The sequence below is a fragment of the Gordonia amicalis NBRC 100051 = JCM 11271 genome (assembly GCF_000332995.1).
Lineage (GTDB): Bacteria > Actinomycetota > Actinomycetes > Mycobacteriales > Mycobacteriaceae > Gordonia > Gordonia amicalis.
The window spans coordinates 128,274-143,076 of sequence record NZ_BANS01000003.1; the positions used below are offsets into that span (position 1 = coordinate 128,274).

15 protein-coding genes are annotated in these 14,803 nt (G+C 67.0%); 2 read left to right on the forward strand and 13 right to left on the reverse strand.

Annotation, left to right across the window (positions count from 1 at the left end; translation table 11 throughout):
- Window positions 1-619 precede the first annotated feature (619 nt).
- From GOAMI_RS01975 to GOAMI_RS02020, 10 genes are all read right to left on the reverse strand, one after another.
- Window positions 620-1,366 (reverse strand): DNA alkylation repair protein, encoded by a 747-nt coding sequence (locus GOAMI_RS01975; protein WP_006434705.1) that lies wholly within the window; start codon window positions 1,364-1,366, stop codon window positions 620-622.
- A gap of 5 nt (window positions 1,367-1,371) precedes the next feature.
- A complete protein-coding gene (locus tag GOAMI_RS01980; protein ID WP_006434706.1) occupies window positions 1,372-2,577 on the reverse strand; it encodes an NAD(P)/FAD-dependent oxidoreductase in 1,206 nt (401 codons plus the stop codon).
- A gap of 67 nt (window positions 2,578-2,644) precedes the next feature.
- Window positions 2,645-3,208 carry a hypothetical protein gene (locus GOAMI_RS01985; RefSeq protein WP_006434707.1) on the reverse strand — a complete coding sequence of 188 codons (564 nt, stop codon included), beginning with the start codon at window positions 3,206-3,208 and terminating at the stop codon, window positions 2,645-2,647.
- Entirely contained in the window at window positions 3,205-3,858 is a 654-nt protein-coding gene (locus tag GOAMI_RS01990) for a hypothetical protein (RefSeq protein WP_006434708.1), read from the reverse strand. The genes GOAMI_RS01985 and GOAMI_RS01990 overlap by 4 nt, the downstream gene beginning before the upstream one ends.
- 4 nt (window positions 3,859-3,862) lie before the next feature.
- A complete protein-coding gene (locus tag GOAMI_RS01995; protein WP_006434709.1) occupies window positions 3,863-4,372 on the reverse strand; it encodes a hypothetical protein in 510 nt (169 codons plus the stop codon).
- The gene (locus GOAMI_RS02000; protein ID WP_006434710.1) at window positions 4,369-4,965 is read right to left on the reverse strand and encodes an Rv1363c family protein; all 597 of its coding nucleotides are present in this window, start codon (window positions 4,963-4,965) and stop codon (window positions 4,369-4,371) included. The genes GOAMI_RS01995 and GOAMI_RS02000 overlap by 4 nt, the downstream gene beginning before the upstream one ends.
- A gap of 14 nt (window positions 4,966-4,979) precedes the next feature.
- Entirely contained in the window at window positions 4,980-5,810 is an 831-nt protein-coding gene (locus GOAMI_RS02005) for an SDR family oxidoreductase (protein WP_006434711.1), read from the reverse strand.
- A 168-nt stretch (window positions 5,811-5,978) separates the two neighbouring features.
- Window positions 5,979-6,626 carry a TetR/AcrR family transcriptional regulator gene (locus GOAMI_RS02010; RefSeq protein ID WP_006434712.1) on the reverse strand — a complete coding sequence of 216 codons (648 nt, stop codon included), beginning with the start codon at window positions 6,624-6,626 and terminating at the stop codon, window positions 5,979-5,981.
- Between the two features lie 4 nt (window positions 6,627-6,630).
- The gene (locus GOAMI_RS02015) at window positions 6,631-7,968 is read right to left on the reverse strand and encodes a cytochrome P450 (protein ID WP_006434713.1); all 1,338 of its coding nucleotides are present in this window, start codon (window positions 7,966-7,968) and stop codon (window positions 6,631-6,633) included.
- A gap of 115 nt (window positions 7,969-8,083) precedes the next feature.
- On the reverse strand, window positions 8,084-9,070 hold the full coding sequence (locus GOAMI_RS02020; protein WP_006434714.1) for an o-succinylbenzoate synthase: 987 nt from the start codon (window positions 9,068-9,070) through the stop codon (window positions 8,084-8,086).
- A gap of 100 nt (window positions 9,071-9,170) precedes the next feature.
- On the opposite strand from GOAMI_RS02020, the gene GOAMI_RS02025 reads away from it, so the two are divergent.
- On the forward strand, window positions 9,171-10,106 hold the full coding sequence (locus tag GOAMI_RS02025) for an oxygenase MpaB family protein (protein ID WP_006434715.1): 936 nt from the start codon (window positions 9,171-9,173) through the stop codon (window positions 10,104-10,106).
- A gap of 36 nt (window positions 10,107-10,142) precedes the next feature.
- Here the strand turns inward: GOAMI_RS02025 and GOAMI_RS02030 are convergent, their stop codons facing one another.
- Both GOAMI_RS02030 and GOAMI_RS02035 read right to left on the reverse strand, forming a co-directional pair.
- Entirely contained in the window at window positions 10,143-10,898 is a 756-nt protein-coding gene (locus tag GOAMI_RS02030; RefSeq protein ID WP_040004507.1) for an alpha/beta fold hydrolase, read from the reverse strand.
- Between the two features lie 87 nt (window positions 10,899-10,985).
- On the reverse strand, window positions 10,986-11,582 hold the full coding sequence (locus tag GOAMI_RS02035; RefSeq protein WP_006434717.1) for a TetR/AcrR family transcriptional regulator: 597 nt from the start codon (window positions 11,580-11,582) through the stop codon (window positions 10,986-10,988).
- Between the two features lie 145 nt (window positions 11,583-11,727).
- Here GOAMI_RS02035 and GOAMI_RS02040 point away from each other — a divergent pair, with 145 nt between their 5' ends.
- Complete coding sequence (locus GOAMI_RS02040) at window positions 11,728-13,395, forward strand: long-chain-fatty-acid--CoA ligase (RefSeq protein ID WP_006434718.1); 1,668 nt, start codon at window positions 11,728-11,730, stop codon at window positions 13,393-13,395.
- Between the two features lie 180 nt (window positions 13,396-13,575).
- Here GOAMI_RS02040 and tuf read toward each other — a convergent pair whose 3' ends face one another.
- Window positions 13,576-14,766 (reverse strand): elongation factor Tu, encoded by a 1,191-nt coding sequence (tuf, locus tag GOAMI_RS02045; protein WP_006434719.1) that lies wholly within the window; start codon window positions 14,764-14,766, stop codon window positions 13,576-13,578.
- Between the last annotated feature and the right edge of the window lie 37 nt (window positions 14,767-14,803).

The following is a 14,803-nucleotide window of genomic DNA, read 5'->3' on the forward strand; positions in this document are numbered from 1 at the left end:
CGACAACGCTTCGTTTGGGCGAGCTCGGCCGATGTCGCCCGGACGGATTGATGTCGCGGGCGACATCGCTTCGCCGCATCGGGCCGGAGGGCGTATCAGGGGGCATGTCGAGCGCCTGACCGACGAACCTCATCTCGACCGACAGACGTCAAGTCTGTCGGTCGGGGTAGAAGTCGACCCGTGTCGGGTGGGCGACGTTGTCCCACCGGGCCTTCGAGGCTCGTCGACTTCGCTGCGCTCCCGTCGCTCGCTCGGCCCGGCGGCTTGCGCTCCCACACCTCAGTACCCTCGGTCGGCTTGTCGCCGTCGTGGAGGTCGAAGGAACGGGCGTTTGCCCGTTGAATGACGTCGTGTTCGGGGTGGCAGGCGATGAATGCCCCACAGCGGGTCGAACGGTCCGAAATTTCGCGTCCACCTGAGCGGCTTCGGAGGGCAATATGCCCTCCGAGGGCGCTCACGGGGATGAGTTCTCCAGCGGCTTGCCGCGAGTGGGGACGGGCGATGTAATCCGTCCTTGTTTCTCGAGCGCAGCGAGCGGTTCCCTGGTTCTTTCGGATCAGGGAGCGAGAACGCCGCGCCTCGCTCCTCGCACCTCAGGGAGCGAGAGCGCCGCGGTCTCTCATCTCAGCGCCCGGAAATGCGCGCGCTCCTCGGGCGTTCGGTGCTCGATCGCGTAGCTCAGTGCGGTGCGGCCCATTCGGGCGGCGTTCTCCTCGAGGTACGCCAAAAGCGTCTGCTCGTCGACGCGCTTGCCGGTCTCGCGAAGCATCCACCCGAAGGCCTTCTGGATGAGGTCCCGCCGGTCGTTCTGGACGAGTGGCGCCACGGACAGAAGCGCGGATGCGTCAGCGTGTTTGATGTGGGCGAAGGTCGCGATGATCCCCACGCGCCGCCGCCAGAGGTCGCCGTCGGCGGCGTGGGCGAGGATGACGTCGATGTCGCCCCGCCGGCGGCAGTATTCGCCGAGGACGGAATCGGCGGACGAGTCCACGAGATCCCAGTTGTTCACCCGTCCCCGACGGACCGCGTCGAGGTACAGCCCAACCCACCTCGCAGCCTCGTCCCAGTCCGGGACCGACCGCGGCCGTAGGGCCCGTTCGAAGTCGCCGCGCAGCAGGAACAAGGCGATGAGCCGATGCTCGTGAACCGGCGAGTCCAAAAGCGCGACAATCTCATCGGCGCCGATGCCACGGAAGCGTTTGGCTATCGCCCGTTGCTGGGGCACGCGCAGGCCGAGGAACTCGTCACCCTCCCCGTAGCCGCCGGGTCGGACCTGGAAGAACCGCGCCAGGTCGACCGCACACTGGGGATCGGCGATCTCGGCCGCCGCCGCGCGTACCGAAGCGGCGTTCAACTCGGCGCCCATCGGTGCTACAGCAGGTCGGCAATGGGCGTCGGTGTCTGGAGTTTCGATCGGGTCTTCATGACGGCACCGACCTTGCCCGCACCGACGACGCCGGTGAGGATGCCATCGCGGCTGTAGTAAGCCACGAACTTCTTGCCGTCGTCGTCGACGACGTGCACGGTGTCGTCGGCGCGCGGGGAACCGAGCACCTGGATCTTCAGGTCGAACTGGTCACTCCAGAAGTACGAGACCCCGGCGGTGACGGCGTCGCCACCGGCGATCTGGTGAGCCACGACGGAGGCCTGTTCGACCGTGTGGTTCCAGTGCTCGACACGGTGCGGGGTGCCGTCCTGGTCTCGCCAGTTGGCGACGTCACCGAGCGCGTAGACATTCTCGGCGCTGGTGTGACCGGTTGCATCGCAGGCGATTCCGCCACCCACTTCGCGGGGTGCGAGTTCGATCCCGGAACCGTCGAGATAACCGGTCACCGGCGTCGACCCGATACCGACGACCACGATGTCCGCCGGTAGTTCGGTGCCGTCGTCGAGCTTGACCGCGGTGACCTTCGGTCCGGTCGGGTCCTCGGCGACGACGATTTCGGCGACACCGACCCCGGTGCGCAGGTCGACCCCGTTGTCGGTGTGGAGGCGTGAGACCAGCGTGCCGATCTCCTCGCCGAGAGCGACCGCGAGCGGAGTGGGAGCGGGCTCGACCAGGCTGACGCTCAACCCGCGGGAGGTGAGGCTCGCGGCCACCTCGCAGCCGATGAACCCGGCACCGATCACCACAGCGGTCGAGGCGGTATCGATCTCGCCGCGCAACGCCACCGCGTCGTCGTAGGTCCGGATCATGTGCACGCCGGCCACGGCGTCGGCAAGACCCGGGAACGGTCGCGGGTCCAGCCCCGTGGCCAGGACCAGCGTGTCGTAGGCGAGGGCGTCACCGGATGCCAGCGTGACGGTCTTCTCCGCCGGCGACACCGAGGTCACCGCGGAACCCAGGCGAAGGGTGATGCCGGATTCGCCGTAGAACTCCGCGGTTTTGAGGTCGACCCGATCGTCTTTGCCGAGCAGGACAGACTTCGACAGCGGTGGACGGTCGTAGGGCGGATGATCCTCGGCACCTACCAGGGTGATCGGATCGGTGAACCCGTTGTTGCGGAGGCTCTCCGCCACCCTGATCCCGCCCAGGCCCGCCCCGACGACCACGACGCCCGCGCCTGATCCACTCATCTTCGTCCTCTCTCACCGCGGACACCGTTCAACTCGGAATGCCCGATGACATTCCGAGGACAGTGCCTCAGCGGGTTACGTCTCCGACCGGTTGCAGGTCGGACAACAGCCAATTCCCGTCGACCTTACGCATAAGTGCCCACCTCGCGGTAGGGGTTGTCTCACCGTCCGCATCGGCAGGCTCCCTAAAGCCTATAGGTTTTTGTCCGTCTGCGACAGACAGCGTCTGATCGATGAACACGAGGACCCGCGCGCGTTCGTCGGCGCTGTCGTCCAGACCGGCGCCCACGACCCGTCCGACCATCGAGATCGCCGCGGCCCGCGCTCCGGGAAGGACGACGTCGGCGCCCCGATTGCGGTATTCGAGACGCAACGGGTCGGCAAGCAGCGCATCCGTGCGCCGCCGCTGGTCGGGTGGGTCATCCGGTCCGAATGTCATCAGCGCACCGACCGCGCCGCCCGCCGCGGACAGGATCGCGGCACGCTCATCCTCGCTGGGCTGTAGGTCGGACCGCAACACCGCGATCCCGGCGATCAGCGCGACAACGAGTGCCACGACGGTGACGACGGTCAGGGCAGCGATGCGATGGCGTTGCCGGCGTGTCGGGCGCGGTTCCAGGAGTTCGGTCACGACAGACGCGCCTCGGCGATCTTCCAGCCGTCACCGGTGAGTTCCATGGTGATCAGCGCCGTGATGCGTTGGGCGGTCGCGTCGACGGCGGCCGGAGCCGCCGCCCCCTCCGACCCCAGCAACAGCGGGTTCGTGGCGTCGGCGACGACGAGCACGTCCACGGTGGTGCCGGTGTCGTCCGACGCCGGATCGGTCACCAGGCCGGCCGAGACCACCTGTCCGACACTGCGTCCGGCCTGCCTGCGCACTTCGGTGACGAGAGCGTCACGGGCCTTGTCGATGCGATCCCGCTGCGAGCCGGTGCTCACCGCGAGTACTCCGTCCACATAGGCACCGGCCTCGGCCGGGTCGGCGGTCAGCATGGCCGTGACCGCAGCACGCGCCGAATCCAGCACTTCGCCCTGCAGATCGACTTCCGCCCGCTGCCCGCGGATCTGCCATCCCAGGACAACACCCGCGACGACGAGGATCGCGACGATCGCCGCCACGGCCAGAAGACCCGCTCGTAGGCGGCGCGTCCGTCGCACGGCACGCTCGCGGAGCGCGGGAGCGGCGGCGATCCGGGCCGTGCGCGCACTCCGCGTCGCCTCGTCGACCCGGCTGCGGGCAAGCCGCACGCGGGCGGAGGTCGAGTCGTCTGCCTGCGTCACCGTCTCACCCGATCACATCGGCCGCGGCGAGCAGCCACGAATCATCGGCACGGACGAAGCGAGCCAGCACCGATCGCCGGACCGTCGCCGCATCAGGTTCGGATCCGGCACGAACACCGGACCGTACGGTCACCGCCACCCGCATCAGGGCCTGCCCTTCGACGGCGTCGGCGTCGACCACGCTGACGATCTCGGGCCGCCACACGACTGAGATCGTCCCCGGCTCCGGTGGCCGGGTGAGCTGTGCTCCGTAGCTGTCGAGAAACTGGCGGGCGACCAGCTCCCGGGCCCGCGCCCGATCCTGTTGCCACCGAGACGAATCGACCGAGAAGACGTCGGCCACGATCGTTCCCGCACGGTTGCGGAGCTGCTCACGGCTGTGCTGCAGCTCGTCTCCCGCGGCGTGGGCACGCCACGCGGACCCTGCGGCGACCAGCGCAACCGCGAGCACCAGCGCCGCCGCCAGAATTCGGAGAGCGCCGGCCCGCGCCGAGATGTAACCCGATGAGGTCATGGAAGGTATTGCACCGCCCCGAGTTTCAGCGAGCCGTCGTCTGGGGTGACCAGTACCCGTAGCCGGAATCGGCGTGCCTGCCCCGGACCGGTCCCGTCATCGGCGTCGAACAGGACGGTCGCCGCGACGAGAACCGTTGCGCTGCCGCCCTCCCGGGCAGAGACACCCGTGCCGTCGACCGAGGACTCGGACACCGAACCATTGGCCTGCACGAAAGCGCTGTAGCTGTCCGCGGACTGGGCGAACTCGTCGTAGAAGGTGCCGGTGGCGCCCGCGAGGATCTTGCGCGCCCGGCCCGGATCGCGATGGTCCGGCGCGATCAGCACGGCGACACGTTCGGCCGCCGCCCGCTCGAAGTCGTCGTCGGTGTAGGCGTTCCGCGCGTCGGACCAGGCCACGACCGCGATCCCGGCGCCGACGACCGCGACGACCGTCACCAGAATCGCCAGAATCCATCGGCGACGCGGCACCGGGCGTCGCAGGCCCGCGTCGACCTCCATGGCATGCAACTCGTCGAGCGCCTCACGCAGTTCACGCCGAGTGCTGCGTGCGGACGCGATTTCCGCCGCACCGGGCCGCGACCCCTCGCTCAAAGCCGGGCTCTCCTCTACGACGACAGGCGGGTGTCCGCTTTGTTCTCGACCTTCTCACCGCGGATTCGGCTCGAGTAGGCGGCGCGCGCCTCCTGGTCGGGGCTCAGGAAGATCGAGTCCAACTTGGTGAGCTTCCGGCTGAACCGCTTCATCGCCTGTGGGAACAGGGGACTCGAGTCCGCCCAGCGCATCGACCGCGGGGCGTACACGCCCGTCACCGGGCGGGCGATCGTCTCCACGACGATGGCCGCCACTTCTTCCGGCGACACGGTCTGGATGAACTTGTTGGTCTGGAGTCCGGAGATCAGCGCGGTCCGGGTGAAGGTCGGGAGGACGGCGCTGACGGTGACACCCTCCGGCTCGAGCTCGGCGCCCAGCGCCTCGGAGAACTCGATCACCGCGGCCTTGGCGCCGTTGTAGATGGTCAGACCCGGGGTCGGGATGCGGCCGGCCGTCGACGCGATGTTGACGATGTGGCCGGTGCGTCGCGGGGCCATCCGTCGAGCTGCTTCCTGGCAGCCGATGATGACGCCGAGGACATCGATGTCGAAGGTCCGCCGGATGATCGTGTCGTCGTAGGACAGGAAGGGACCCACCGGCATGATCCCGGCGTTGCTGACCAGGACGTCGATCGGTCCGAGCCGGCTCTCGACCTCGGAGAGGAAAGCGTCGAAGGACTCCCGCCTGGTGACATCGACCTCGACGCCCTCGATGCCGAGATCGGCCGCGGCCTTGCCGACCGCCTCGCCGTCGACATCGCCGATGGCCACCTTCGCGCCCGCCCGGAACAGCTGGGTCGCGGTCTCGAATCCGATACCGCGCGCGCCGCCGGTGATGACCACCACCTTGTCCTACAGCGCTGCTCGGACGGCATCGTGGTCGGGCTTCCGAGACAGTTTGTCACGCAGGCTCATTGGTTCCCCCTCGGGTGATTGTTGTTGATTGGTCTCGACAGTGGGCGGCGCGCACGGCCGCCGCGCATGAGGTCGTCGCCGTAGTGCGTCGGGCTCCGGTCACCAGATCATCGGGGCGAGGAACTTCGCCGCGAAGTCGCGAACCCGCTGCGGTTCGGTGCGGGCCGGATCCGACGGCGGCGTCTCGAGGAGCGAGATCACCAGGCGCATATGGATCTCGACCGCCTCGAGCAGATCCTCGACCGGCATCTGGGCGCCCTCCTCGCGCAGCGTGGCCGCAACCCGGTCGGTGACCATGTCGATGAACAGCGACGTCATCTTCGCGGTGACGCTCTTGATCTCGGAGTCGGTGAGGACGATCCGGCTCAACAGCGGGTCGGACATGACGAGCTCGGCACCGACCGCGAACGCCTCGACGAGCGCTTCCTTGGGTCCCATCCCCTTGACCGAGGCCTCGAGTTTCTGCATGCCGCGTTCGTAGGCATCGTTGGCCACGGCATAGAGGAGCGCCTCCTTGTTCGGGAAGCGGCGGTACAGGGTGCTGCGGCTGACGCCGGCACGCGCTGCGACCTCGTCGATGTTGGCGCGGCGCACACCGACCTCGGCGAACTCCGACGCCGCGGCTGCGAGGATCGCCGCCTCCTGGTCGGCCGGGCTCGCGGTGTTGCGCACCTTCCGGGTGGACGTGCGGGCGCCCTTTCCCTTCATGACGCTCTTCACGGTCTCCTTCACGAGATTGTCCGACACTCGATCACCTGCGCCGAAGGGTCACGGGGAACTTGTCCTTGGGCACGGGCAGCGCGCTGTAGTCCATCGGCATCGTGTAGTCGGCCGGCACCGACCATTCGTAACCACGCAGCAGGTGATGCATGATCGTCTTGATCTCCATCTGGCCAAAATACAGGCCGATACATTTGTGAACGCCACCACCAAATGGCATCCAGGCGAACCGGTGCGACTTGTCCTCCGCGCGCTCCGGACCGAACCTCTCCGGGTCGAACATGTCGGGATTGGTGAAGAACTCCGGGTCCCGCTGGCCGGACAAGGAGGAAGTCGTGACGATGGTGCCCTCGGGGATGTGAAAACCCTGGACCGAGGTGTCCTTGATGGCCATGCGGGGCTGGGCCGGCACCGGCGGACAGAGCCGCAGCGACTCCTTCATCACCAGGTCCAGCGCAGTCATGCTCCCGAGGCTGTCGTATCCGAGTTCGGGTCCGAGTTCGAGCGACTCCGACCGGGCACGTTCCTGCCACTCGGGCGCCTTGGCCATGTGGTAGGCCATCTGGGTCATCGTGATCGTCGACGTGTCGTGCGCGGCCATGAGCACGAAGATCATGTGGTTGACCACGTCCTCGTCGGAGAAGCGATCTCCCTCATCGCTCTCCGCGTGACAGAGAACCGAGAAGAGATCCGGTGTCTCCCGTGCCCGCTTCGCCGCGATGTTGGCGTAGAAGAACTCCTCGAGGACCTTGCGCGAGCGCAGCCCCTTCCACCAGCGACCGCCCGGAACGGGTTTGCGCACGTAGGCGACACCTGCACGGACGGTGTCGATGAACGCCTTGTTGATCCGGTCGGCCTCGTCCCTGGGAAGGTTCAGGCCGAGGAAGACCTCGAGCGCGACGTCGAGCGTGAGCGCCTTGAACTGTTCGAACAGTCTCACCGAGCCGACCGGGAACTCCCCGACGCGCTCGGCGATCATGGGCTGCATCTCCTGCATGTAGCCCTTGAGCGCGGAGGTGCTGAACGCCTGCTGCAGGATGTGCCGGTGGTGACGGTGCTCGTCGAAGTCGAGGAGCATGACGCCGCGGTTGAAGAAGGGACCGATGAAGTAGCTCCACGCCGGACCATTGGCGAACGCCCGGTCCTTGTTCATCAGGATCTCCTGCGCGGCGCGGGGGTCTCCCGTCACCACCATCCGCACGCCGAAGGCATCGAGTCCCGACACGTTGCCGAACCGGGCGCGGCGGCGGTCGGCGAAGGCGAACGGGTCGCGCCGCATCGACATGATCTCGAGGATGCTGTTACGACCCGAACACGGCACGGCCTGCAAGCCGCTCCCCGCGGGAGGGGTCGCGAGTACCGACGCCATGACCGTCTCCCATCCAGTCGAGTCGTGCAGAATGTGATCCACATCGCATACTAGACCATGTTGAGACAATCCGGGAAAAGCGTTCCTAACTCGCCTCCGATCGGCCGGCGAGAGCTCAGCCCTCGACGAGCAGCCGATGACAGCGTCGAAGCCGATGCCGCCACCACTGTTGACGGTCCTCCGGCGCAGCATGACTCACGACGTCGACGTCGAACCCGGCACCGAACCACCGCGGTTCGACGACGCCGTCCCGCATCAGGAACGACGGCGCGACGTCCGCCGTGAAGAGCGAACCGGTGCCGAGGCCGCAGGCGAGGTCGAGACGAGGCAGTGCCGCGGCCGCGGCCACGCCGGCCGCCATGCCGATCGCGCTGTCGAGGGCGCTCGACACGACGACGTCGAGCCCGAGGGTGTCGGCGAGTTCGAGCGTCGCCCGCATCCCACCGAGCGGCGCCACCTTCACCACGGCGACGTCCGCGGCCTCCGCGGCGACCACGCGCAACGGATCGTCGGCCTTGCGAATCGACTCGTCGGCGGCGATCGGCACGTCCACCGAACGCCGCACCTGCGCCAGCTCGTCGACCGTGCGGCACGGCTGTTCGGCGTACTCGACGTCCCCGATCGCACGGAGAGCGGTGATCGCCTCGTCCACCGACCAGCCACCGTTGGCGTCGACGCGCACCCGCCCGATCACCTCACGTGTCGCGGCGACCCGCGCGACGTCGTCGTCGAGGGTCTGGCCCGGTTCGGCGACCTTCACCTTCGCCGTCCCCGCGCCCGGATACCGCTTCAGCAGTTCGGCAACGTCCTCGGCCGGGATCGCGGGCACGGTCGCGTTGACCGGCACCGTGTCCCGCACCGCGGGGCGCGGACCGAGGTAGGCGGCCTCGATGCCGGCCCGCAGCCACGCGGACGCCTCGACGTCGCCGTACTCGACGAAGGGACCGAACTCGCCCCAGCCCGCCGGCCCGGCGAAGACCATCGTCTCGCGGGCGGTCAGCCCACGGAACCGGGTTCGCATGGGGAGACGAACCACCACGGCCGTCGCGAGCAGATCCTCCACATCCGGGAGCTCCCACTCACCGTTCACGCCGCCGGGCATCACATCCTCCTGGGTCACTCGCGTCGACTTTGAACGAGGGTTGTGTGAATTCGATGGAACAACCTTCCCACTTTGTTCCAAGTGCACTACCCTCGCCCTCATGTCAGTCAACCAGGGATTCGATGCCGGTATCCGCGAGGCGGAGCCGATGATCGTCGACGACACCCCGGACACCGCCGGCGAGATCGTGCGGCCTCGGCTCGGGGCCGATTCACTCGTGTGGAAGTTCTACGGCGATTCCCGGGGCATCCTCGGCTTCCAGCGGCTGGCCGGCACCGAGAACTGCATCGAGCAACTCGGGCAGGCCGTCCTCGACCACTCGGTGATCTTCAGCGACTTCCTCGGTCGCGCCAAGCGGACCGGGCCGCCCGTGATGAAGACCGTCTACAGCACCGAACCCGAGAAGTGGGGCCGGACGGTCCGTGAGTTCCACCGCGACATCAAGGGCACCATCAGCGACGGCTCGCGCTATCACGCGCTCAACCCGGAGCTGTTCTACTGGGCGCACGCGACCTTCGTCGACCAGGTCCTCTACATCACCGACACGTTCATCCGCCGGCTCAGCTACGCCGAGAAGGTGCAGATCTTCGAGGAGAGCAAGGTCTGGTACCAGCTCTACGGTGTCAGCGACCGTGGTCAGCCCCAGACCTACGAGGAGTTCCTCGCGTATTGGGAGGACATGCTCGACCGCTTCGTCCCCCACAAGACGATCGTCTATGCCACCGGCTACATCCGTCAGGGGCTGCCTCGCCCCAAGAAGGTCCCGGGCCCGGTGTGGACGGTTCTGTCGGCTCCGCTCAACGCGTTCATCCGCACGGTCATCGTGGGGACACTCCCCCAACAGATGCGTGACGTCTGCGACCTGGAGTGGAACGACAAGAAGGAGAAGAACTTCCAGCGCTTCGCGGCTTTCATGCGCGCCATCAACCCGCTGGTCAACCGACTACCGCTGAAATACCTCTACGTCCCGTGGGCGTACGAGGCGTGGACGAAGGTGGGCGTCGACCCGCGGCCGCTGCACAACAAGCCGGCCTAGCGACCCAGGCCCGTCGAGGCTCGCTTCGCGCGCACCTCAGGGAACGGTGGGTCCCAGGAACTCCTCGACGTGCCGAATGAACTCCGCACGTCGGTCGCGGTGCACGCTGTGTCCGGCATCGATGGTGACGAACCGTGAATCCGGCAGGGCCTCGCTGACCGTCCGCAGGTGACGAGGCGGCAGGAAGCTGCGTTCCCCGCCGGAGATGACCATCGTCGAGGCGCTCACGCGCGGCAGTTCCGACCACCACTGTGGTGCACAGACATCGAACTCGGCGACGATCTCGTCGCCCATCCGGCCGTCGAACCGGATGACCGGGAAGGGGTTTCCCACCAGGGCGAGGAGTCCGCGGACCTGTTCGCCGAGGGTCGCCTTCATGGTGATGCCCTCGGAGAGGTCGGCCTCGTCGCGGGGCATGGGCGGTACCTCCTCGAGGACCAGACGCCGCGCCCGCGACGGCTCGTGCATCGCCAGACGGAGCGCGGTGTGCGCACCGAGCGAATGCCCGACCACGTCTGCCCGGTGGATGCCGAGGACGTCGAGCACGTAGACGAGGTCGTCCCGGAAGTCGTCGAGCCGGTAGGCGCTCTGCGGGCGACCGCTGCGGCCGTGTCCGCGGAGGTCGACGCTCACGACCGGTCGACCCTGCCGGCGCAACGCCGATGCGAGGGGACGCCATGTCGAATGGTCCGACGCCATCCCGTGGACGAGTACCACCGGCAACCCCCTGTCGGGTTCGCCGGCCACCCGGACCGCGAGGGCCGGCTCGGCCCGCCGCTTCAGCACGCGCATGAAAATCAGCCTACGGCCGGCCGCGGTGCGCGCCGCGTCACACCATGCCGTTCCCACCCGTACCGCGGCCATCGTGGGCCACCCGGACTACCGCTCGACGATGGACACGCTCAGGGAGGGTTTCTCCGAGTCGGCGGTGTCGAGCCCACCCGCGCCCGCCCAGATCGCGTCGACCATCGGCTGCAGGAACAGGCCACCGAGCTGGCGCACCATCACCCGAACCACCTGCACGGCCTCGGACCGGTCGGTGGATGCCAGCCCGCTCTCGCGCGATTTGGTGACCTCCGACCTGGTCAGTTCCGTGAGACGTCCGATCAGTGCCCCGTGCTCACCCGCCGGATCGAGCACGGCGCGTCGGAGGTAGTCGACCACCGGCGGGTGTTCGAGAAGCATCCGTTGAACCGCCCGGTCCCGTTCGGCTATCACCTCACCGGGGGTGCCGTCGGTGGGCGCCGACGCGATGGCCTGGGCGTGGTAGTCGACGATGAGCTGCTCGACCGCATTGCGCAGGCCCTCTTTGGTCTTGAAATGATGCTGGACCAGCCCCACCGTCACCCCGGCCGCCGCGGCGACAGCGCGCATCGAGACACGCCCCTCCCCCTGATCGGCGTACAGGTCGAGTGCCGCGTTGCGAATCTTCGCCTTCGCGGTGAGATCACCAGGACTCGCGCGTGGATCTGACATGACTGTGTACCTCCCGCAGGCCGACGTCGATTGTACAAAGAGATGGGTTTCCATACATCAGAATCGTCAACTGTACAGTTGTATCGGCTGTCTGGTCGTGATCCTCAGGACAGCACGATCGACCAACGAATCCGAAGGGACCGTCATGACCACCGAGATCGTCCGGGGCCTGCCCTCGACGCACGGCGACTCCTACCAGCTCAACACCACCACGCTGATCCGCCACAGCGCTCGCACCTACCCGGAGCAGGAGATCGTCTCCCGCGCCGCCGACGGTTCCTGGGATCGCTACACCTACGCCGAGTGCTATGCCCGCACCCAGCGCGCCGCCAACGTGCTGACCGGCCTCGGTGTGAAGCCGGCCGACGTCGTCGGCGTCCTCGACTGGAACAGCAGACGTCACTTCGAGCTGTACTGGGCCATCCCGGGTACCGGTGCGGTCATGCTGCAGATGAATCTGCGACTCGCCCCGGAGGATCTCGGCTTCGTGACCTCGCACTCCGAGGCATCTGTGGTGCTCGTCGACGAGTCGCTGCTCCCGGTCGCCGAGGCCATCGCCCCACACGCACCCGGTGTCCGCCAGTGGGTAATCATGACGGATCGCCCGTCCGCCGAGATCTCCACCAGCCTGCCCGACGTCGTGTTCTTCGAGGACCTGATGGCCGCCGCCGAACCGTCCTTCGACTGGCCGGTGATCGAGGAGAACTCCTCCTACAGTGCGTGTTACACCACCGGCACCACCGGTCGGCCCAAAGGCGTCTACTACTCGCATCGCGGGATATACCTGCACACGCTGGCCGAGGCCGCCAACCTCGGCATGGATGCATCGGACGCGGTCATGCTGATCACCCCGATATTCCACTCCTCGTGCTGGGGACTTCCCCAGTCGGCGATCTTCAGTGCCGCCAAAGTCGTTCTGCCCGGGCGATACCAGGCCGACGACACCGCGATGCTCGTCGACACGATGATCGACGAAGGCGTGACCATCGCCAACGGAGCACCGGCGATCTTCCAGCCGATGCTCGACTACATCACCACACTCGACGAGAAGCCCGACTTCAGTCGCGCCCGACTCCTCTGTGGCGCAACCGAACCCGCCCTGTCTCTGATGCGCGGCTTCGCCGACCTGACGGGCGCCGACATCATCCACGCCTACGGCGCCACCGAGACCACCCCGATGGTGACCATCAACCGCGGCCTCAAGTACACCCTGCAGGGCAGGATTTCCGACGAAGAGAAGTGGGATCTGAAGCGCTCCCAGGGACTTCCGCTCAACGGCGTCGATGTACGCGTCGTCGACGCCGACGGCAACGACCTGCCGCACGACGGGGTCAGCCAGGGTGAACTGCTCTTCCGCGGTCCCTGGATCACCGAGCGCTACCACAACCTCGACGACGACGCCGACAAGTTCCTCGACGGCTACTGGCGCAGCGGCGACGTCGGCGTGATCGACGAGAACGGTTACATGAAGCTCACCGACCGTCTCAAGGACGTCGTCAAGAGCGGAGGTGAGTGGATCTCCTCGATCGACATGGAGAACGCCATCGTCGCTCATCCGCGCGTGGCCGAGGCAGCCGTCATCGGCGTCGAACACCCGAAGTGGCAGGAACGACCGGTCGTGCTGGTGGCCACGACCGACGGCGAAGACATCGACATCGACGAGGTGCACGCGCTGCTCGTCGACCGCTTCGCCAAATGGCAGCTCCCCGACACGATCATCCGGGTCGACCGGTTGCCGCGCACCAGCGTCGGCAAGCTGGACAAGAAGAACATGCGGGGCGAGTACGGAGATCTCTACACGAACACGCAGTAGGACATTTCCGAAAAGCCCGCCGGCGCTCGACTGCGTGCAGTCGAGCGCCGGCGGGCTTTTCTCGTCTCGTCAGAGTTCGTCGACGATCCGCTCACGGTCGCGTGACGACAAAGGCGCCCCAACCGCTTTCGCGGCTGGGGCGCCTTCGTCGACTCAGAGAGTCAGTGTGTCAAAGCAAGATCACTTGGTGATCTTGGTGACTCGACCCGCACCAACGGTGCGGCCACCCTCGCGGATGGCGAAGCGCAGGCCCTCGTCCATGGCGACCGGCTGGATGAGCTTGACGCTCATCTCGGTGTTGTCGCCCGGCATGACCATCTCGGTGCCCTCGGGGAGGGTCACGACGCCGGTCACGTCCGTGGTACGGAAGTAGAACTGCGGACGGTAGTTGTTGAAGAACGGGGTGTGACGGCCGCCCTCGTCCTTGGACAGGATGTACGCCTGGCCCTCGAACTCGGTGTGCGGGGTCGTGGTGCCCGGCTTCACGATGACCTGACCGCGCTCGACGTCCTCACGCTTGAGGCCGCGGAGCAGCAGACCGGCGTTGTCGCCTGCCTGTGCGGAATCGAGGAGCTTGTGGAACATCTCGATACCGGTGACGGTGGTCTTGGTGCTCTTCTCGCGGATGCCGACGATCTCGACTTCCTCGTTCACGTTGACCTCGCCGCGCTCCACACGACCGGTGACCACGGTGCCGCGGCCGGTGATGGTGAAGACGTCCTCGACGGGCATGAGGAACGGCTTGTCGGTCTCGCGAACCGGATCCGGGATCGACTCGTCGACAGCAGCCATGAGCTCTTCGATCGACTTGGCCCACTCGGCGTCACCCTCGAGCGCCTTGAGCGCCGAGACCTTGACGACCGGTGCTTCCTCGTCGAAGTCCTGGGCGGCCAGCAGTTCGCGGACCTCCATCTCGACGAGCTCGATGATCTCTTCGTCGTCGACCATGTCGGCCTTGTTCAGGGCGACGAGGATGTAGGGCACACCGACCTGGCGGGCCAGCAGCACGTGCTCGCGGGTCTGCGGCATCGGACCGTCGGTGGCGGCAACCACGAGGATCGCGCCGTCCATCTGAGCCGCACCGGTGATCATGTTCTTGATGTAGTCGGCGTGACCCGGAGCGTCGACGTGAGCGTAGTGACGCTTCTCGGTCTCGTACTCAACATGCGAGATGTTGATCGTGATACCGCGAGCCTTCTCCTCAGGAGCCTTGTCGATCTGGTCGAACGCGAAGCTCTTGTTGAGTTCCGGGTACTTGTCGTGCAGCACCTTGGTGATGGCCGCGGTCAGGGTGGTCTTGCCGTGGTCGACGTGACCGATGGTGCCGATGTTCACGTGCGGCTTGGTCCGCTCGAACTTCGCCTTCGCCACTTGATTGTCCTCCTGGACTGTTGTTGCTCTACTGGGC